17 protein-coding genes and 1 other RNA gene are annotated in these 21,410 nt (G+C 48.7%); all 18 read right to left on the bottom strand.

Annotated elements, in window-relative coordinates:
- Positions 1–284: 284 nt before the first annotated feature.
- Positions 285–691: RNase P RNA component class A (gene rnpB, locus AC50YG_RS14670), an RNA gene on the bottom strand.
- A gap of 75 nt (positions 692–766) precedes the next feature.
- A complete protein-coding gene (locus AC50YG_RS14665) occupies positions 767–1,888 on the bottom strand; it encodes a Nif3-like dinuclear metal center hexameric protein (protein WP_494827683.1) in 1,122 nt (373 codons plus the stop codon).
- Positions 1,855–2,643, bottom strand: a complete 789-nt coding sequence (locus AC50YG_RS14660) for a tRNA (adenine(22)-N(1))-methyltransferase (protein ID WP_494827682.1) — start codon at positions 2,641–2,643, stop codon at positions 1,855–1,857. The genes AC50YG_RS14665 and AC50YG_RS14660 overlap by 34 nt, the downstream gene beginning before the upstream one ends.
- Positions 2,643–3,488, bottom strand: a complete 846-nt coding sequence (locus tag AC50YG_RS14655; RefSeq protein WP_494827681.1) for a hypothetical protein — start codon at positions 3,486–3,488, stop codon at positions 2,643–2,645. The genes AC50YG_RS14660 and AC50YG_RS14655 overlap by 1 nt, the downstream gene beginning before the upstream one ends.
- 149 nt (positions 3,489–3,637) lie before the next feature.
- Positions 3,638–4,774, bottom strand: a complete 1,137-nt coding sequence (gene rpoD, locus AC50YG_RS14650; RefSeq protein ID WP_341278393.1) for an RNA polymerase sigma factor RpoD — start codon at positions 4,772–4,774, stop codon at positions 3,638–3,640.
- Positions 4,775–4,808: 34 nt separating this feature from the next.
- Complete coding sequence (gene dnaG / locus AC50YG_RS14645; RefSeq protein ID WP_341278394.1) at positions 4,809–6,644, bottom strand: DNA primase; 1,836 nt, start codon at positions 6,642–6,644, stop codon at positions 4,809–4,811.
- Positions 6,645–6,686: 42 nt separating this feature from the next.
- On the bottom strand, positions 6,687–7,157 hold the full coding sequence (locus AC50YG_RS14640; RefSeq protein ID WP_473758012.1) for a YaiI/YqxD family protein: 471 nt from the start codon (positions 7,155–7,157) through the stop codon (positions 6,687–6,689).
- Positions 7,158–7,194: 37 nt separating this feature from the next.
- The gene (locus tag AC50YG_RS14635) at positions 7,195–8,010 is read right to left on the bottom strand and encodes a pyruvate, water dikinase regulatory protein (protein WP_473757761.1); all 816 of its coding nucleotides are present in this window, start codon (positions 8,008–8,010) and stop codon (positions 7,195–7,197) included.
- 84 nt (positions 8,011–8,094) lie between these two features.
- Complete coding sequence (gene glyS, locus AC50YG_RS14630) at positions 8,095–10,179, bottom strand: glycine--tRNA ligase subunit beta (RefSeq protein WP_494827680.1); 2,085 nt, start codon at positions 10,177–10,179, stop codon at positions 8,095–8,097.
- A complete protein-coding gene (gene glyQ / locus AC50YG_RS14625) occupies positions 10,179–11,060 on the bottom strand; it encodes a glycine--tRNA ligase subunit alpha (protein ID WP_473757763.1) in 882 nt (293 codons plus the stop codon). The genes glyS and glyQ overlap by 1 nt, the downstream gene beginning before the upstream one ends.
- A gap of 390 nt (positions 11,061–11,450) precedes the next feature.
- Positions 11,451–12,479 (bottom strand): pectinesterase family protein, encoded by a 1,029-nt coding sequence (locus AC50YG_RS14620; RefSeq protein WP_494827679.1) that lies wholly within the window; start codon positions 12,477–12,479, stop codon positions 11,451–11,453.
- Positions 12,480–12,608: 129 nt separating this feature from the next.
- The gene (locus AC50YG_RS14615) at positions 12,609–13,583 is read right to left on the bottom strand and encodes a LacI family DNA-binding transcriptional regulator (protein WP_341278399.1); all 975 of its coding nucleotides are present in this window, start codon (positions 13,581–13,583) and stop codon (positions 12,609–12,611) included.
- A gap of 60 nt (positions 13,584–13,643) precedes the next feature.
- Entirely contained in the window at positions 13,644–15,257 is a 1,614-nt protein-coding gene (locus AC50YG_RS14610; protein ID WP_494827678.1) for an extracellular solute-binding protein, read from the bottom strand.
- Between the two features lie 45 nt (positions 15,258–15,302).
- Positions 15,303–16,184, bottom strand: a complete 882-nt coding sequence (locus AC50YG_RS14605; RefSeq protein ID WP_473757766.1) for a carbohydrate ABC transporter permease — start codon at positions 16,182–16,184, stop codon at positions 15,303–15,305.
- 39 nt (positions 16,185–16,223) lie between these two features.
- Complete coding sequence (locus tag AC50YG_RS14600) at positions 16,224–17,081, bottom strand: ABC transporter permease (RefSeq protein ID WP_494827788.1); 858 nt, start codon at positions 17,079–17,081, stop codon at positions 16,224–16,226.
- A gap of 326 nt (positions 17,082–17,407) precedes the next feature.
- On the bottom strand, positions 17,408–18,568 hold the full coding sequence (locus AC50YG_RS14595; protein ID WP_494827677.1) for a pectate lyase family protein: 1,161 nt from the start codon (positions 18,566–18,568) through the stop codon (positions 17,408–17,410).
- A 363-nt stretch (positions 18,569–18,931) separates the two neighbouring features.
- Positions 18,932–20,470, bottom strand: a complete 1,539-nt coding sequence (locus tag AC50YG_RS14590) for an MDR family MFS transporter (RefSeq protein WP_494827673.1) — start codon at positions 20,468–20,470, stop codon at positions 18,932–18,934.
- Between the two features lie 160 nt (positions 20,471–20,630).
- A complete protein-coding gene (recO, locus tag AC50YG_RS14585; RefSeq protein WP_494827669.1) occupies positions 20,631–21,377 on the bottom strand; it encodes a DNA repair protein RecO in 747 nt (248 codons plus the stop codon).
- Between the last annotated feature and the right edge of the window lie 33 nt (positions 21,378–21,410).

Here is a 21,410-nt window from a genome sequence, read left to right as displayed (position 1 = left end):
GAGATGCAGGGCCGTTAGCTCCCGAAGGAACGTCCACTAACATCTCTATAATCGCAAATGACGAATGGTTCAAAATATAAGAATTTATAAGTTTCACACTTATCATTAGGCTTATATTTCTCGGATTGAAACGTGCCTTGCCGCCAAAGGACGGCGATAGCCGTTTCACCTTGAAATATAAGAATTTATAAGTTTTTCACGTATAAATAGGCTTATATTTCTAAGGCAAAGCTCTTCGCGTCCCAGAAGGACGACGAAGTCGTTTTTGCTTGTTTAAGTTCGTTACGGAAAGTTTGCCGTAAGCCGGGTTCTGTACTTTCAGTGGTCCAAACGGTGACGACCCTCCCACTAAGAAAGCGACAATCATCTATCTACGCCGCCTATTGCTAAGCGGCTCCAGCAACCAACCCGGACGTGCCTCAGGCTAAGGCCGCAGCTCGAAGCTGCAACGTCCTCTCGGTCTTGCTCCAGATGGGGTTTACCAGGAATACAGTCACCTGTACTCCTCGTGGTCTCTTACACCACGGTTCCACCCTTGCCTGTGCTGGCACGAAGCCAGCCATCGGCGGTCCATTTCTGTGGCACTATCCTTCAGCTCGCGCTGACTGGACGTTATCCAGCATCCTGCCTTGCGGAGCCCGGACTTTCCTCTCGCGGCAACAAGGCCGCCAGCGATTGTCTGTCAAACTTTCCGGTGCATCAACCAGTATACAAGGTATTGGCGTAAAGCTCAAGCTTTAATCATTTTCCAAGCTGCCGCTTGGCTTTATACAAATGTAAAAGGCTCCGTATGGATCGCAGAGGCGAGCGCCTTCGTGTCCGATTTGCGCGACTGCAGCTGCACATTAAGCCAATCGGCTGTGCGCTGCTTCATTATTTTTTCCACATTATGGCCGGGGTCAATAATCGCAATGCCCGCAGCAAGTGCATCATGAGCGGTATGATAGTCAATATCGCCCGTAATGAGCACATCGGCTCCGGCAAAAATCGCATGGCGAACGTAGCGAGCCCCTGAGCCGCCGAGTACAGCGACCTTACGCACTTCACGACCTGCTTCACCAACTACCCGAACAACGGGTACCTCGAATGCCTGCTTCACGCGCTCTGTAAGCTCAGCAAGCGTTACAGGCTCGCTCAGCTTACCCGCTCTGCCTAGTCCAACTGAACGGCCGGTTAAGTCGATTTCGTACAAGTCATAAGCAACCTCATCGTAAGGATGGGCTTTCAGCATCGCTTGTAAGGCTTTGCGCTTTAAGCTGTCAGGGACAACGACCTCAAGACGGACCTCTGCTGTTTTTTCCAGCTTGCCAGGAGCGCCAATGTACGGCGTCGTTCCTTCCCCAGGCAAAAACGTTCCCGTTCCTTCGGTTATAAAGCTGCAGCGGCTGTAATCGCCGATCTGGCCGCCTCCTGCGCTCCAGATCGCCTCCAGCACCTTTTCCTCATGCCCTTTAGGGACGAACACGACGAGCTTATTCCATTGGTCCGTATGCACTTCCTCCAGGCACACACGCCCTTCCGGCTTAATACCGACCAAATCCGCCATCCAATCGTTAATGCCGCCATCTGTTACGTCCAGATTGGTGTGTGAGATGTACACGGCAATATCATTTTTGATCAGCTTCTCATACATCTTGCCTGCTGGCGTAGACGTATCAAGCTTTGAGAGCGGGCGGAAAATAATCGCATGGTGGGCAATAATCAGTTCTGCCCCAGCAGCAATCGCTTCATCCACGACCTCATCCGTCACGTCGAGAGCCACGAGAATATGGCTAATGGGCTTACCCAGCGTTCCTAGCTGCAGCCCGATTTTATCATTTTCTACCGCATAATGCTTTGGAGCCAGCTGCTCCATTATTTGGACGACGGTGTGTCCATTGGCAAGCATGCGAGCACCTCCTTCATAATCGTCATTTCATGACGCAGCTGCGCCAGCTTTCCAGCTGCTTCCGGCTGCTCTGAAAGGGACAAGCTTTGGCATACGCGTTCCAGCTTTTCAAGCTCCGCCTGCCATTTTTGATGAAATACGGGAATCGGCTTACGCAGCAAAAAAGGCCCCATCCGCACGAGCAATGCTAAGCGAATTTCCACAGGCAAGGAGTCCGGCAATAAGGACATATCATAAACTTTAGCGTTATGCTCCTTGCTCTCTTGGCCACCTTGCTTCTGAGCATGGAGAACCTCGTAAATCTTTCCGTCTTCCTCCATGATCGTCTCAGCAAGCAGCGACCAGCCATGCTCAAGCAGCCAGCTTCTGACCCGGTCCTCGCCAACATTGGGCTGAAGCACCAGCTCTTTGACGCCTTCGAGCTTGCCAGCCTGATAGCCAGCCTCCAAAATATCGCTCATTAATGCGCCGCCCATGCCCGCAATCGTTACCGTGTCAACCTCCAGCGGCTGAATGACGGACAAGCCATCTCCTTGGCGAACATCGAGCTTATGGAGCAGCCCTACGGCTGCTCCCTGCCTGCGAGCCGCATCATACGGCCCTTTATTCAATTCTCCGGCAATCGCCGAAGGTACAATTCCCGCTTGCAGCAAATAAACAGGCAGCTGCGCATGATCTGATCCAATATCAGCTATACGCGAGCCCGCTGTTACATAGCCCGCAATCGTTTGTAATCGGTTAGAAAGTTTCAACATTAAGCAACCCACACTATCCATTTTTTTCTCATTGCAAACAATAATATGCCGCCTAAAGCGATTTTAATGAGCAGCTGCAATTGCAGCCAGTCCGTTTCCAAAGCAAACAGCATCGCATACAGCTCAGGCATAAACCATACTAAAGCACATGTTACGAACAATACAGCCGAAACCGGCTTCGACCATTGATGCACAAACCAGCTAGCCCATCCGAACAAGCCCGACAGTGGCAGCCAATAAAGCTGAATGCCGTACCATGCTGGAGAATCGGTCAAACTTGACAATAACCATGCATATACGAGCAGGGAAGCAACCCAGCCGCATAAATGCAAAATATGAATGCGAGCGCTAATGCCATAAACGATCCAAAAAACAGAACAGAAGCCCAGCAAACTAGCCTTCCAGTACCATTCCTCGACGCCATGGAAATTTAGTATGTACATTCCTGCCCCAAGCATAAGCAGCATGCCTACCCCGCCGATTACAAGGCCAGTGGCTTCATTTCGTTTGCGTACCCGCTGGGAAATAATGAGTGAAATGACGACTGCCGAAGCGACGACCCCTATTTGCAATAAAGGATGAAAAGCGTTAAAATAAAGCACAACCAAGGAAATTAAGGTAAAAAACCCAAAAGTAAGGAGCCACTGTTTCCCTGATGCCTGCGAAGCGGCCATGACTGCCTTACCGATTCCGCGTGAAGAAGCTTGCCTTTTTTTAGGATCTTCCTCTTGATCGGGATCCACATATAAATTAAGCAGGAAATCACAATACTGCTGCGGCAGAAGCTTGCTTCTGCTCCAATAATCGATCTCTTTAACAATGGTCTGCCGACGCTCTTCATTCATCCCGGGCTTATTCCTTTCGAGGGAACTTTATACCAACTTGTATTTTGAAAAAAAAGACCTTGCTGCTCGTTCATGCAGAAAGGTCTGATCTGGTAAAACGTTATAGCTATATCGCGTTATAAAACCTGCCTACCGTTCTAAAACACGATTTATTCGAGAAAATCCTTCAAGCGTTTGCTGCGGCTCGGATGACGCAATTTGCGAAGTGCCTTCGCCTCAATTTGCCGTATCCGCTCGCGGGTTACGCCAAACACCTTGCCCACTTCTTCCAGCGTTCTTGTACGTCCGTCATCAAGACCGAAGCGCAAGCGCAATACGTTCTCTTCACGCTCGGTAAGCGTATCGAGCACATCCTCAAGCTGTTCCTTCAGCAGCTCATAAGCAGCTGCATCCGCAGGAGCAAGCGCCTCCTGGTCTTCAATGAAATCGCCAAGATGGGAATCGTCTTCTTCGCCAATCGGCGTCTCCAGCGATACGGGTTCTTGTGCAATCTTCATAATTTCCCGAACTTTTTCCGTGCTCAGCTCCATCTCGGCAGCAATTTCTTCCGGTGATGGCTCGCGTCCCAATTCTTGCAGCAATTGACGCGATACTCTGATCAGCTTGTTGATCGTTTCCACCATATGAACAGGAATCCGGATCGTCCGCGCCTGATCGGCAATCGCCCGTGTAATCGCTTGGCGAATCCACCATGTCGCATACGTACTGAATTTAAAGCCCTTCAGATGGTCAAACTTCTCAACCGCTTTAATCAGACCCATATTGCCCTCTTGAATCAAGTCGAGAAACAGCATGCCGCGTCCAACATAGCGCTTGGCAATACTGACCACGAGACGAAGATTCGCTTCAGCCAGTCTGCGTTTAGCTTCCTCGTCGCCATTCTCGATTCTGCGTGCGAGTTCAATTTCATCGTCAGCAGAAAGCAGCGGCACGCGTCCAATTTCTTTTAAGTACATCCGAACAGGGTCATTAATCTTGATGCCCGGCGGAAGCGCCAAATCATCATCAAAATTAAAGTCGTCCTGTTCTCTTTCCTGTTCTCCTTCACGATTATCAAGCGGATTATGACGCTCCTCATCATTTTCGTTGAGAACCTCAATCCCTTGATCATCCAGCTGCTCGAAAAACTCGTCAATCTGCTCCGGATCCTGGTCGAAAGGCGACAATTTCTCCATAATCTCTTTATAAGTTAGGGAGGATCTCTTCTTACCCTGTTCAATCAGCTGGTCTTTGACTTGATCCAGCTTTTGTTCAGCTTCCAATCCAGTATGCTGATCATTCGCCATATTCCGACTCCCTCCTCCCTAGAAACCCAAGCCTCTATCGTCCTTTAAGCTGTCTCTCTAGGGCATTAATCTCAGTGTGCATTTGCGCGGCTAACATATAATCCCCGGCACGTTCTGCCTGTACCGCTTCTTCCTTCTTAAGCTCAAGTTCCCTGAATGCGGGCACCTTGCTAATATCCTCGATATCAGCGGCTAATATGTCCTCGTCAAAAGGAACATCCTCCATCATTGAAATGGCTGCCGCTGCTCTCTCCAGGCGTTCATCCTGAAGCGAACCAATAAAGCGTCCGACATCTGGATCATGATCCTGCGCATAAAATGCGTACAAATAAGCAGCAAGCGCTGCATGATCCTCCACATTGAACGCTTCGCCAAGCCTGTCGTGCACCGCGAGCGCCGCTTCCCGGTCACGCATCATGACATGGAGCAGACGCCTTTCCGCCTTGATGTATGCGGGCAGCAAGGATGGAGGGCCCGAACTACGGCGATTTTCATTCCTACCATTATTCCACGAATTATCGTTATTATCCCCTTGCGGCTTCTTTTTTTGCAGCTCCAGCACTTTAGCTTGGCAGTCCTGCTTCAAAACGTCAAGGGGGAAATTAAACTCGCGGGACAACTCCTGTAAGTAAACTTCGCGTTCAATAGCGGAATCAAGATCTGCAACAATGGCAGCTGCTTCGAGCAAATAGTTTTTCCGGCCCTCTTCTGTTAGCAGTATATGGTTTTTCCTTGAATATATAAGCTTAAATTTTGTGGTGGTTGCCGCTCCGTCGATTGCTTCCCTAAGGAAGGTATCGGGGCCGTATTCCTCAATATACTCATCGGGATCCTTGCCCTTTGGCAGGATGGACACTCTGACTCTAAGTTTGGCCTTCTCGAGCATCGGAATGGATTTCAAAGCAGCTGCTTGTCCGGCATCATCGCCGTCATAGCACAGGATAATCTCCTCCGCCTGCCTTCCGAGTATGGCACAATGCTCCTCAGTCAATGCTGTACCCATCGTGGCAACACCATTATTTACGCCTGCACTCCAAGATTTAATAACATCCATATACCCTTCAAAAAGAACAACCTGTTTGCTCTTGCGAATAGCTGGCCTTGCATGATGCAGATTGTAAAAAACTCGGCTCTTCGTAAACAGCATCGTTTCCGGGGAGTTCAAATACTTGGGCCCGCCGTCACCAATTACCCTTCCACCGAAAGCAATCACTTTGCCGTCACGATCCCATATTGGGAACATGATTCGGCTTCTGAAACGGTCGACATGACCGCTGCCGTCATTTTTAGCCGATAACAAACCGCCCTTTTCCATTAAAGCTGGGTCAAAATTTCTTGCTGTTAAAAATCGGTTAAGCGTGTCCCATTGGTCCGGCGCATACCCTATCATAAAGTGGTCGATCTGCTTTTCCCTGAGACCCCTATCAAGCAAATAGTCTTTAGCAATTTTGCCATGCTGTGTGTTATTCAATAGATAGTTATACAATTTCGCTGTCAACTGATGAGCCTCAATAATGGCTAAGCGGTCTAAGTCAACTTCTTCGCGCTGACTGCCCTCGGCGCCAGTCCAGGTTACAGGCATCCCTGCTTCCTCGGCTAGCACTCTGACCGCCTCTGGAAAAGAGTAGCCTTCGATCTCTTCCACGAATCGTATGACATGTCCGGTCTTACCGCAGCCGTAACAATGGAAAATTTGCAGCTCTGGCGTGACCGTAAACGATGGGGTCTTCTCAGAGTGGAAAGGGCATAACCCTTTCATGTATTTGCCGTGCTTCGTGAGATGAACATACTTCCCGACTGTTTCTACGATGTCATAATGACGGCGTACCGCATCTATGACCTCCTCCGGTATTTTATTACCGTATGTCATCGTTCATCACCTTCATCCTAAGTAACACGTAAATAATATTCGCTAAATGTCATGTTTCTCCTGCTCGCTTTGCAAAACTTTTGTCATCTTTTGTTGAAATCGATCTCGATCTTCCGTTGTCATGGCTTTCGGACCCTTGGATTTGCCGCCGCTGCGCCTGCGTTTGGCTTGTTCATGACGGCGTTCCATCAAATAATCGATGTTGTCATCCGTATATTGCTCGCCGCGCGGCGAAAGAACAAGTGCCCCCTTGCCAAGCGCAATGCAAGCGAGGCCGAAATCCTGGGTAACAACGACATCGCCCTTCAGCAAATGATTGACGATATACATGTCTACGGAATCTTTCCCCGCCTCCACCTGTACAACCGAAACACCCTCTTCTGCTGCAAGGTGATGATCATAGGAAGAAACCATTAGCACTGGCAACGAGAAGCTGCGGGCAATTTGCTTAATTTCCACTTTGACGGGACAAGCATCTCCATCAACGATTATGGTAGGTTTTTTTATAGAAATAACGACTCACCGCTCGTTTCTTCTCTAGAATAGCACCCTAAGTGAAGCGGATATGCTCCATAATCAGGCTTGCCGTTTCTTCGACCGCACGATGGGATACGTCAATAATGACACAGCCCAACTGCTTCATGATGGACTCCGCATAAAGCAGCTCCTTCTCGATGCGGTCCGTCGCCGCATAAGATGCGCTGTTCGGCAGCCCAAGCGCCTTGAGCCGTTCCTTGCGAATGATGTTCAAATAGGGCACGCCAATCGTCAGCCCTATAATTTTCGCCTTCGGTACATGAAACAGCTCTGCGGGCGGCTTAAGCTCCGGTACGAGCGGGATATTCGCCACCTTGTATTTCTGGTGAGCCAAATACATCGATAGCGGCGTCTTAGACGTTCGGGATACGCCGATGAGCACAATATCGGCTTTCAGCACACCCGAAGGATCTTTCGCGTCATCGTAACGGACAGCAAATTCAACAGCGTCCACCTTGCGGAAATAGTTTTCATCCAGCACATGGTTTAGCCCCGGCTCCTGCCGGGATTGCTGTCCCGTCTTCACTTCAAGACTTTGGATGAGCGGGCCGAGCAGATCAATCGACACGGTATCATACTGCTCTGCCAGCTTGCCCATCGCCTCGCGCAAATGCGGGATGACGAGCGTAAACAACACGATCGCTCCCGCTTCCTGAGCCTGGCGGACTACCCGTTCAAGCGCCGCTACATCCGTAATGAAAGGCGCTCTCCGGATATCCGTCTGAATCGGATGAAACTGTGCGACGGCAGCTCTTACAACAAGTTCGCCCGTATCGCCAGCTGCATCCGAAACGACATAAATAATGACATCTGTCATCGATTTTGTCATGTTTTATCATCCTCCCCTTCTTAGTTAGAAGTTGTTTCGAAGATGAGCGATTCATCGATTGCCGCGGTTATTTTCTGCGTGATCCTATGACCAGACAAGCTTCGAATAATCCGCCACAACCGCTATATCTTCTGCAATTAAAGCCAAGGTCGCCAAACGGTTAGCGCGTACCTTCTCATCTTCCGCCATAACCATTACAGCATCGAAATACGTATTAATTGGTGCTTTCAGCGCAGCAAGCTTCGCTGCAGCATCAGCAATTTCTCCTCCGGCAACAGCTTGCTGGAACAATGCATGAACCGCCTGCCATTCCTTGTACAGCGCCGATTCAGCTGGCTCCGCAAACAAGGCTTGGTCTACAGCTTTAGTCGTTGCTTTGGCAGCCAAATTGCTGACGCGATTGAAAGCATCCACAATCAGCTTGAACGCTGCGCGGTCTGCGCCCGAAGCTTGTGCATTCAATAGAGCTGCACGCTCCACTGTCAGCAGCAGATTGTTGAAGCCTGCACCCATTACAGCATCTACAACGTCATAACGAATTGCTTGCTCAGACAACACATTTTTCACACGAAGCGCGAAAAATTCCGTTAAATCCTTGCGTACTTCATCCGCACTGCGCTTCATGCCTCTTGCCTCATGAACGTCAAGCGCCGCATCAAACAAGTCGCTAAGCTGCAAATTCAAACGCTGTGCCAAAATAATTTGCACAGCGCCAGCCGCTTGACGGCGAAGAGCGTAAGGATCCTGCGACCCAGTTGGAATAATGCCGATGGAGAAGCAGCCGACAATCGTATCCAGCTTATCTGCAAGGCTCACAACTGCGCCAGTGATCGAGGCAGGAGCGCGATCTCCAGCAAAACGCGGCTGGTAATGCTCATTAATGGCAGCAGCAACCGTCTCGTTCTCGCCTGCTTTACGGGCATAATCCTCGCCCATAATGCCTTGCAGCTCTGGAAACTCGCCGACCATTTGGGTTACCAGGTCGAACTTGCAAATATCAGCTGTACGGCTAATATGCGCTGCAGTAGCTGCATCCACATGAAGTTTTGCTGCAAGCAAATCAGCCAAAGCGCTGATACGGCCGACTTTATTAGCAACCGTTCCCAGCTCCTCGTGATAAACAATGTTTTCAAGCTTCGCAAGAGCGTCACCGATCGCCAGCTTCTGATCTTCCTCATAGAAAAACTTAGCATCAGAAAGACGGGCGCGAAGCACCTTTTCATTGCCTTTTGCTACAACGTCAATTTTGTTCCGGTCGCCGTTGCGAACCGTTACAAAGTATGGAAGCAGTTGACCTTTGCCATCCAGCACCGGGAAATACCGCTGATGCTCACGCATCGACGTAATGAGCACATCCTGCGGAATTTTGAGGAATTCGGGATCAAATGTACCATACAGCACATTCGGAATCTCGACAAGGAACAGCACTTCCTCCAGCAAATCCTGATTGATGGCGATTTCCCAGTTTTGCTCCTTCGCCAGCTGCTCAATTTGAGCGACGATGATTTGTTCCCGCTCTTCTACATCGACGACAACATGCTGCTCACGCAAACGTTCTTTGTACGCCGAAGGCTCAGTTACAGTTGTTTCAGCCCCGAGGAAACGATGTCCTCTGCTGCTGTTTCCACTGCGCACACCTGTAATTTCAAACGGAACTACATCTTGGCCATAAAGAGCCAATAACCATTTTATCGGTCGAATGAACCTCAAATCGTAGCTTCCCCAACGCATATTTTTCGGGAACGACATGGAGGTAATCAAATTCGTCAAACCTTCGGACAATACAGCCGCCGTATCAATACCGATGCTGCTTTTGTTCGCATATACATATTCTACTCCTGCCAGCTCTTGAAAATAAAGCTGCTCCGGCTCCGCGCCTTGACTGCGTGCAAAGCCAAGCGCAGCTTTGCTCCAGTTGCCCTGATCATCCTGGGCAATTTTGCGGGATGGGCCTTTTACCTGCTCATTGACATCCGCCTGCTTCTCTTCAACACCCTTCACCAAAACGGCAAGCCGGCGCGGCGTAGCATACGCTTGTACATCTTGATGAGCAATACGCGATTCTGCAAGCCATTTTACCAGCTTCTCCTTAAGCTGATTCATAGCACCTCTTACGAACCTCGCAGGAACTTCCTCCAAACCAATTTCCAGCAATAAATCCTTAGCCATTACGCCTCGCTCCTTTCTTTCAGCATCGGGAATCCAAGGCGCTCGCGCTCTTCCAAATAAGTCGCAGCCACTTGGCGTGCCAAATTTCTCACGCGCATAATGTAGCCCGTCCGTTCCGTCACGCTGATCGCGCCGCGCGCATCAAGCTGATTGAACGCATGCGAGCATTTCAGCACATAGTCATAGGCCGGAAACACAAGATTATGCTCCATCGTCTTCTTTGCTTCTTCTTCGTACATATTGAACAAAGAGAACAGCATGGCCGTATCAGACGTCTCAAACGTATATTTGGAATGCTCATATTCCGGCTGCTTGAACACATCGCCGTACGTTACGCCGTCAACCCATTCAAGATCAAACACATTTTCTTTGTCCTGAATATAGGAAGCAAGACGCTCCATTCCATATGTAATTTCCACAGCTACCGGGCTTGCATCAATGCCGCCCACCTGCTGGAAATAAGTAAACTGCGTAATTTCCATGCCATCGAGCCATACTTCCCAGCCAAGTCCCCATGCGCCAAGCGTCGGGGCTTCCCAGTTGTCCTCAACGAAACGGATATCGTGGTCCCTCGGATCAATACCGAGCCGAGTAAGGCTTTCCAAATAAAGCTCCTGAATATTGTCCGGCGAAGGCTTTAAAATAACTTGAAACTGGTGATGCTGGTACAGCCTGTTCGGATTTTCACCATAACGGCCATCGTTCGGACGGCGAGAAGGCTCCACATAAGCTACATTCCAAGGCTCTGGCCCAATAGAGCGCAAAAACGTCATTGGGTTCATCGTGCCTGCGCCTTTTTCCACATCGTAAGGCTGCACCAAAATACAATTTTGCTCGGCCCAGAACTGCTGCAGCGTTAATATCATGCTCTGAAAGTTCATACCTTTTCCGCTCCTTTTTTTGCTTTTGCTATTTCACCAGCGGCGGCAGTCTCAAGGGAACGCAAAAACTCTCGCCTCTACGTCTGCCGCCAGACATAGGGACGAGAGCTGATCTCCCGCGGTTCCACCCTACTTGGCTTTCTTGACTGCAGCAACAATAACCAGTTAGTCGTACACTAGTTCTTCTCTACTTGCTGCGCAAGAAAACCCGCTTTCTTAAACGCGACTCCGGAGTGCCCTTTCGCTGCTGGTCCGCTCCGGGCTCTCACTATCCCCGAATCGCTAAAGCTGCAACCATCACAACTACTTTCTCCATCATTGTCCGATATTTATATCTGTTTATCATAAACATTTTGCATGCCATTGTCAAACTTACAGGCTGAAAGCCTTCTAATCCAGCAGCCGCACAGCTTGTTGCGGAGACCAGCCATCGGCACCAGCCAAAATCTGGGCCAGAGTATACTCCGCTGCCTGGTCGGCTGTAAGCTGCTGCGACCAGCTAATTCGCTTGTCTCTGGAGCCGCCTGGTCCTGTACTTGCATATTCCGCATAATAAACCGTCAGTTGGGCATCAAGCTTGTTCCAATCATCCCATCCGGCAGGAGCAATATGCTCGCCCATCCAGCAGCTAATAAAAATCGTTTTGGCATGATTGCGCCATGGCCTGCCTAAATATACGCTTCCGGCAGGAGCATCGCCTGTCAAACGGCATTCGTTGAATACATATCCGTGGGGAACATGCTCTGGGGTAGACGCAGCGGTAATCCATCCGTTAATCGCCCCGGGATCTGTCGCGCCGCGATTTTTAGCAAAAATCTCGCAGCGGTTGAACAGCGCCGTCGCCGATCCAAATATAAAATCAACATCGCCTTCTATATAACAGTTCTCGTAATATTGCCGGGACTGCCTTCTTGGAGCTCCCTCCCGCGGACCGCCAAAAAAACTGCGGTCAATTGGAACTTCCGGCAGCGGCCCCGTAAACAGTGTATCCTGATGGCCAATTAAGCGGCAGTTGCGGAAGCAGGCGCGATCGCCATCGGCATAAAGCGCTAGCGCTTGACCCACTTTTTCTCCGGGACCTGCCGAATTGATCAACGTCATATTTTCTCCTATAAAATCATCCGCTCCTACGAACACAGTATACGAATAAAACGTATGATAGAGCTCGCCGTCCGGAAATGCTTTTGTGGCATGGTCGTCAAAGCTGATGATCGTCTCGTTCACATTTTCGCCGATTAAGCTGATCATTGGCTTTTCGATATGAAGCTTTTCCTTATAAAACCCATTGCGAACATAAATGACAACCCGCTCCTGGTTCGTTGCTGGAACGGTATCAACTGCTGCTTGAATAGACGTAAAATCACCGCTTCCGTCAGCGGCTACTACTATAGGGACAACCTTAGCTTCTTCTGCTTTCATTCTAGCCGCTACACCTCCGCCGGAAAAGCCTGCTGCCTGCTCTCGTCCGTCTCCTGAAAAATCGCTTCCGCTGTCCACAGCGTCCAGGCAAGCTTCTTTGTCTGTTGCATTGCAATGTCCTCCTTCAAGCTACATTCGCTCCTTGCAAGCCGCTACCGAATTCCGCAAATACAGCTGCGGCTGGATGACGACCGGATATTTAGCGTCTTCACCCCGTATAAGCGCAACGATCAGCTCAGCCGCCTGAACAGCCAGCTCGCCAAGCGGCGGGCCGATCGTCGTCAATGCGACCTCGGCATACTGCATATCCGGCAAATCATCGTAACCAATTAAGGAGATATCCTGCGGCACTTGGAAGCCCGCTTCGATGAAAGCACGCAGCGCCCCGCGTGTAACCAAGTTGTTGAGGCCGATGAATGCGGTTGGCGAGCTGCTCGTAAACGTATAATTGCGTACGGCAAAATAACCGTCTTCCCAAGAGGAATAAGCCGGAAGCACGCTTTCTGGACAAAATTCCAAGCCTGTCCGCTGCAGCGCTTCCTTATATCCTTCAATTTTAATGTTCTGGGAGTTGCCGATAAACCCAATACGCTCATGGCCATGCGCTTTCAAATGCTCGACCGCTTTGAAGATACCTTCTTTGCGGTCGATTTTAATATAAGGCGAATTCGGGTTTTCATCAGCGCCGAGTACGAAGCATGGCATTGGCATCGAGGAGACGAGCTTCCAGAACGCCTCCCGATCATCCAGCATATACTCCCAAAAAATACAGCCATCCACTCGCAGCTGACTAAAGATGTCTACCCCATCGCCCGCTATGACCAAAATCATTTGATAGCCGCGGCTTTTCAGCTCGCTATGCAAATTTTTCGAGATATTGGAAAAGAGCGGGTTGCTGAGTTCATCCAGAACAAAGCCAATAATATTGCTTTTGCCCGAAGAAAGCTGCTGCGCCATAATATTTTTTCGGTATTGATATTTTTCCGCGATTTCCAGCACCTTCTGTCTAGTTGCCGGTTTAATTAGCGGATCATTGTTCAATGCCTTGGAAACTGTGCTGTAGCTTACTCCTGCAAGCTTGGCGATGTCCTTTATAGTAACCATTCCTAAGCCCACACCTTTCCCGTCAACCGCTTGCGGCCCTCTTGTCCCATGCTATGGAAGCTAGGATTTCGAGGCAGCCAAGTACCGGTCATACTGAGCCTGCCTGCCCGCAATGATTTGTTCAATATTCATATTTTTTAAGTTTGCAATATAAGCATCGAATTGATCAAGACTTTCTTTTCCTGTAATGAATTTCAAATTCATTTCATCTACATACGTTTGGATGTCCGGCATCGACATATTCTCAACGCTTGCTTCCTCTGGCAGCGCATATACGTTAGGGAATGGTGGACGGATATATTGCTCAAGCTCCTTGTCACGCTCCTTATGCCATGGCGCTACAATGGAATCCGCAGAATCCGTCGATTGCGCGCTAGGCAGGTTAACCGGGCCAATGCCATATTTTTGAATAAAATCATTGTCCTTGCCCTTCTCAGTAAACTGCTTCTTGCCGTCCTTCTCTTCGTACGTTACGTCTTCAATACCCCAAGTGTAGTAGGTTTGCGCTTCTTCGCCAATAGCATAGTCCAGAAATTTGAAGGCCAGCTCAGGGTTTTTCGCATTTTTGGAAATGCCGAAAATCCCGCTTACTGGCGTACGGCCCACGTAAAACTGGTCACCATGCGGCCCTTTCAGCGGCAAAATGCCTTGGATGAGCGGCTCCTCCGGTTTGTAGTCCGCAAACAGCGGGCTGTATACCATGGATGTATACCAGCTGAAGTTGAACGTCGCTCCGGTTATATTTTGCGAAAATCTCGATGTCACTTGATCCGCTGTCGTACTGGCAAAATCAACGCCCAGCAAACCGTCGTTATATAAGCCGTTCAGGTAAGTCAAATACTCCTTGTATACAGGCTCGTAGTAGCCATAATGCACTTTACCGCTGTCATCGGCGTAAAAATTACTCGACAAATCCATGCCAAACACCGGTCCAAAGGCCATCGGTATAAATTTGGGGTCCATCGACATTGGAATTTCATCCTGCTTGCCATTGCCATTCGGATCATCCGTTTTGAATTTTCTCAGCATTTCCGTAAATTCGTCGAGTGTGGTCGGCTCTTGAAGGCCTAGCTTGTTCAGCCATCTTTCATTTACCATAAACTCTGGCATGTAATTTTTCGTCAGCGTCTGCTGCGGGATATAATACATTTTACCATCTGGCGTTGTCAGGCTGGCCTTAATATCTGGCGATTTTTCATAAAGTTCCTTCAAATTGACGCCATATTTCTCGTACAGCTCATTAAGCGGCAGAAACATTCCGCTACTCAAATATTTCATCGTCTGGTCCTTGTCGGGCAAATACACAATGTCAGGCAAATCCGTTCCAGCTGCAAGCCTCGGCCCTACAGCATCCGGATAGTTTTGCGGAGGCAGCAGCTCCCAGTTTACTTTCACATTGGCATTTTTCTCAATCTGCTTGACGATTTCTGCCGTTGCCAGGTCCACATTCGTCGTCCACGCATTCGTTCCTAGTAAGGACAGCTCCTGATTAGCTTGGTCGGTTATCGGTCCTGACCCGTTGTAGGCCGGTCCCGACTCCACTGCTGTGCTTGCCGCTGGTGCAGCATTTCCATCTGTTGCTGCCGGTGCTCCACTGTTGCTGCATCCCGCCAAGGCTGTTGCCAAAATCATGACCGACAATACTCTTTTTGTCCCTTTTAACTGTTGTGCCATTTAACGTTCCCTCCCATTAGTAAAAGCCGAGTTTACATGCGGTCGTTAGCCTTTCACTGCGCCTAGCGTAATGCCTTTAACGAAATAACGCTGGATAAAAGGGTAAATCATAATAATAGGCAAGATGCTTACGACGATAGATACATACCTGACCTGCAGAGAGGATACCGCAAGCGAGGCCGTCGACGTCGCACCTCCCATACGCTGCATAATTTCCGGAGATGCCATAATGAGCACCCTTCGCAGAAAAATTTGCAGCGGCTGCAGCTCCTGATTGCCTAAATAAAGCAGCGCGGAGAAAAAATTGTTCCAGTGAAACACCGCGTAATACAAGGTCAGCACTGCAAGCGTTGGCTTGACGATCGGTACGGCGAGCCGGAACAGCATTGTAATATCATTCGCTCCATCAATGGAGGCACTCTCGAAAATTTCCTTCGGAATGCCCTCAAAGGCCGAGCGGCAAATCATGACGTTGAACGTAATGACGAGCACTGGAACGACCATGACCCATCTCGTATTGTAAAGGCCAAGTGTCGTCAGCAGCATGTAGAGCGGAATTAATCCGCCGGAAAAATACATTGTAAAGGCAATGAAGAAATTCAGCTTGCGTCTTAGGAAAAATTGCGCTCTGGATAAAGGGAACGCTGCCAGGCAGGTGGCGACAATGTTCAGCGTCGTTCCGACAACGGTGTACCATACCGTATTGTAAAAGGAAACCCACAGCTCCTTGTACTGAAGCACCATTTTATACCCCGAAATCGTGAAATCGACTGGATATAAAAACACCTGCTGCTTGTCAATCGCGCTGACGGAGCTGAATGATACGCTGACGACATAGAGGAAAGGATATAAGGTTACGAGAATGGCCACACAAGTTATGAAATACACGAGGCCATAATAAATCAGATCTGTGCTAGATTTTTTCATACCAGACTCCTTTTCCAGCGGCTTGTAAGGTGTGCGCTTTTACCATAGCGACATGTTCGTTGCCCGACGGGTCAATTGATTCGCCGCAAATACGAGAATAAAAGTAATGATTGAATTGAATACGCCAATGGCTGTTGCGAAGCTGTAGTTTTGCCCGATGATCCCCATTCGGTATACATAGGTCGAAAGCACATCTCCTGTTTCATACGTTGCTGCGTTATAGAGCAAATATACTTTCTCGAAGCCTACGCTCATAATGCCGCCAAGCGACAGCAGCAGCAAAATAATAATCGTAGGTTTTATGCTTGGAAGCGTTAAATGCCATAATTCCTGAAATTTGTTGACCCCATCGATTTTTCCCGAATCATACATTTCCGGATCAATACTCATAATAGCTGCAATATAGATGATGGAGCTAAAACCGAAGCTTTGCCAAATGTCCGAGCTGGTGAAAATCGTTCGAAACCATCCCGGCTCCATCATGAAATTAATTGGGCCAAGTCCCACTTTCCCCAGCAAAATGTTGACGATGCCATCCGTCGGCGACAGGAAGTTGATCAGCATGCCGGCAATGACAACGGTTGAAATAAAATGCGGCAAATACGTAATCGTTTGGGCGAAGCGCTTGAATGCCCTGTTTTTAATTTCGACTATGCAAATCGCGAATAATATCGGAATCGGAAAGCCGAACAGCAGCGGTAGAAAAGCAAGGAAAAAGGTATTGCGGAGCAGCCTCCAAAAATAAATCGAGTCATAAAATTGGATGAACCATTTTAACCCCACCCAATCCCCGCTGAAGAAGCCCTTTCCCGGCGTAAAGTTTTTGAAAGCCATAATGACGCCCGGCATTGGAAAGTACATAATGACTAAATAATAAATAAAAATAGGGGAAAACATGAGCAGTAAATATTTGTCCCGTTTGATTAGCCTAATCAGAGTCGCAGTGCGGCTATTCAATAAAATCCACTCCCCTCAGGTTTAAATTTACAACGTTTGAAAAATTGAATATGACGCTGACTCCAATCGACCACTAACAGGCAAATTATCTACTCATCATTCCCCCTAACCAAAAATTACAACGTTGTAATTTTAGAATAAATGTATGCGTTTTCATTACGTTTTTATCATTCTAGCAGTTTATTTTCATTTTGGCAATGAAAACGATTTAGAATTTTTTAAAGTCCCGCCAGCACTGGGTTTCAGCTTTCGTTTGATTCGTCAGATTAATGGGGCCCCGCATTCGCTTGCACGATATTCGGAACATTCTGAACAGCATCCAGCGAATAACTGTATGGGAACGGCAGCGATGTTGGGAATGCAGCTCCAGTAGCCGATGCTCCAGTTGTCTGGTTGTAAAAATTGTTGCGCTCATAAAACGTATAGGCATGTGATGAGCTGTCTAGTCCTACCTGGTTGCTTTGATTCGTTTTGTAGAAATAATTGCGTTCGGAAAAAATGACGCTGCCGCTGCCAATCTGGTTCGCATTGTATTGCTGCTGGTTAAATCCGGCTGAATTGTTGCCGCTCGGCGTTGTGCTGTTATCAAAATAATTGTTGTACAGATGAACAAAGCCTCTCATCAGCGGACGCCCTTTCATATTCGGGCCGAACCAGTTGTGATGCATCGTGACATGCAGCTTGCCGCCGCCATAGGTGTATGAATCGCTGGCATTAGAGCCAATAATGAGCGCAAGACGCTCAGAGGCGAGATCCTGATTAACGCCTACCCAATTCCAAAGCGGATTCGGATTCATATTTACCCAGCTGTCTGTGAAGTAGAAATGATTATAGGAGAGGGTTACATTATCCGACTTTTGCGAAACGAGCAGCAAATCGTCACTGATGTTGTAGAAGGTGCAATGGTCAACGAGTGCGTTCGTCACCCGGCGGAAGGATACGCCCAAATAGTTGGTGCCGCTGCCGCCTGGCTGTGTCGCTGCGCCCGAAAGATTTTGCAAATCCTGAATTTTACCGTAAAAGGTAATGTTCTTAATGACGATATTTTCAATATTCGTTCCTGCCGCAAGCAGCTCGCCGCTGAACTTGAGCTGAATATTTTGCAGAACCGCTTGTCCACCCGCAGCCCCTTCAATCGTAACATTGTTCCAGCTGGTGCTTGCAAATGTCAGCGTCGTTAATTGCGAACCGCCGTAAATGTTTCCTCTAACAATAATGTGGTGCTTCCCGCTGTTAAAGGCCGCTTGCAGCTCAGCCAGGTTGGTCACGATGACCGCTGCAGCCGTAGAGCCGTTTGTCGTGCTATATCCGCCTGTTGAAGCCGCTGAAGCTTTAGATACACCAAAATCTGATACGGGCGCTGAAACTAAACAAGCACTGACCATTAACGTACTCAGTAAAACCATCGACCATTTTTTCAAAAGCATTGCCTTACCTCCTCTTGGGTTTTGGTGAAGCGGTGCTGCTGAACAATCGAATCCTCCTTTCTATCCTGAAAGCCAGCAATCTAATAGTAAGCGCTTACAAGATGAAATTGATTATACATCTTTTTGTAAATTTTGGATAGTATTTTCTTTTTTGCAAACTGTGAGGAACAGCTTCATAACAGGGGCCATACAAAAAGCAGCCTATGCAGCAACATTTCGAGTTACCGGTGACCAAGGGAGTGCTGCGGATAGCGGTTATCCAAGAAAAAGCCAAGCAGCGCGCGGGGTCCTTTTGAGGCAACCCACTCTTGCTGCAAAAAAAAGGGAGCGGGCCCACGGCCTGCTCCCCTCCCTCACCATTCCTTATTTTCCCTTTGCCAATTTTCCTGCCTGCATCCGTTCCCGCTCGATCAGTTCTTTCATCGAGGAATTACCCATCAGCAGTACACAAGCAAGCGCCAGCACAGCCGGCACAATCGACCACATGAACGTTGTGGAAATCGAATGCGACAGCGCGCCAACGATTTTATCCATTATTTCCGCGGGAATCGACTCCCTTTTTTCAGGGGTTAAAATTTGCCGGACATTTTCAGTAGGAAGCGCCGCTCCGCCACTGCCGCCTGAAAAAGCGGCGGTCATGCCATTCGTGAAGCTGTTGCGCTGAATAATCCCAAACACGGTAATGCCCACTGTCATCCCGAACGAACGTATAAACGACATCGTGGCATTCGCTGAACCACGCTGCCTCATATCGAAGCTGTGGATGGTGGACATTCCAAGCACCGAGAACGAGAAGCCAATCCCAAAGCCGGTAATGAACATATAGAAGGCAAGCGTCCATTTAGTCGTTTCCGGACTGATCGTTGAGAGCAATACAATGCCTGCAATAAAAATAATGGCGGACAGCACCATAACGTTGCGATATGGCATTTTATTAGCGAGAACACCGCCCATTTGCGCTGCAAATACCGAGCCTAACGTCATCGGCAGCAGCATCAGGCCAGAGCTAGTAGCCGTACCTCCGTACACCCCCTGCACAAAAATCGGAATGTACAGAGCTGCTGTAATAAAGGCTGCGCCATAAAATAGGGCAGCTCCCGTGCTTGCGCCATACAGGCGCACACGGAACATCTTGAACGAAATAATCGGCTCAGCCGCCTTGCGTTCAACAAAAATGAAAATAATAAACAAAATAGCGAAAGTGGCGAACAGCCCTAAAATTTGGGCCGAATCCCAAGCGTATTCATTTCCGCCAAGCTCAAGAGCGAACATTAAGCTGACAATCGAGCCCACAAGTGTTGCGGCTCCCCACCAGTCAATTTTCTGCTTGGAGTGCTCCATCGATTCCTTGTAAAACAATAAAATAAACAGCAAAGCTACAATTCCAAACGGAATATTAATATAAAAAATCCAGCGCCAGTTGATGTAGTCGGTAAAATAGGCGCCAACCAGCGGACCGAATAAGCTTGAGGTGCCGAATACGGCTCCAAACAAGCCGCCCATTTTGCCCCGTTTTTCAGCTGGAAACACGTCAAATACAATCGTGAAGGCAATCGGCAGCATGGCGCCGCCACCGATACCTTGAATAGCCCGGTAAATGCTGAGCTGTGTGATGGACTCTGCGGTTCCGCAAAGTACTGACCCGAGTAAAAATAAGAAAATGCCTAATATAAAAAACCGTTTCCTGCCGTACATGTCGGACAGCTTGCCGAAAATCGGCATTCCCGCCATCTCCGTTACCAAATATGCGGAGGTGACCCATACAAATTTGTCCATACCGCCTAGATCGCTCACAATCGTTGCCATAGCCGTTGAAACAATCGTATTATCGATCGATGCAACGAAGATGGCCAGCAATAACCCTGCTACGACGAAGCCAAGTCTACTTTGACTCGCAGACATGAAAAATTCCCCCTTGAAGTGATGTGTTGTACTTGAAAAGCTCTAGTTGTAGCGTATTGCCTTGCGCCGCTTAGCTTTGTTATTATAAACAATCTCCTCCTAGCGTCCTATTAGACGAGAGAACGAATAAACGCTCGGTCCTGGGACCGAACGCTATTCCTTATAAGCTATATTTATCAAGCTGATCCAGAAAGCCGCGCGACTTCAGTGGAATGCCAATATGCAGATCCATCAGCATACGCATTACCTTCTTAAGCTCTTGCTTCGTTTCTGGCTTGACTTGTATAGAACCAAGCCTGCGTAAATCCATTCGGACAAATAACCGCAGCAGCTTATACGCTGCTTCAGACAATACGATGCCTTGGGGGTCTTTGTGACAGCAGCGACGGCATAAAACACCGCCTGCGGCCGCACTAATTCGGAAGGGAGTATCCTCCCCGCCGCATTCTACACAATGATCCAGTACAGGCGCATAGCCCGACATATCCAGTACTCTCATCTCGTAAAGATGAGACACAATTTGCGGGTCCTTCCCTTCTACCAAGCCGCTTAAATAAGCTTTCAGCTGCTCGAATAGAAAAGAGCTGGTATCCTCCTCCTGCATGGCCCTATCCGTTAATTCTGCCGCATAGGAAGCATAAGCAGTCAGCTCCAGCTGTTCGCGAAGCAGATGGTTGGATGCTAAAATCTCGCCATGATTCAGCGTACCAAGTCCGCTTGTGCGAAAAAAAGTGAATTCCGCATATGTAAAGGGCTGCGCGAGAGAAGCATGCCTGCTCCGAGCCTTCTTCGCGCCGCGTATCAATATCCCTACCTTGCCATTCGTATTCGTCAGCACATTAATTATTTTATTATTTTCCCCGTAATCCATGCTTCGAATAACGATGCCTTCCACACGATACAGCATAATGAAACTCCCCCATGACCTGCTTAAGACAGT

The organism is Paenibacillus sp. J31R34 (genome assembly GCF_059383715.1).
This window is presented reverse-complemented; position numbering and strand designations above follow the sequence as displayed.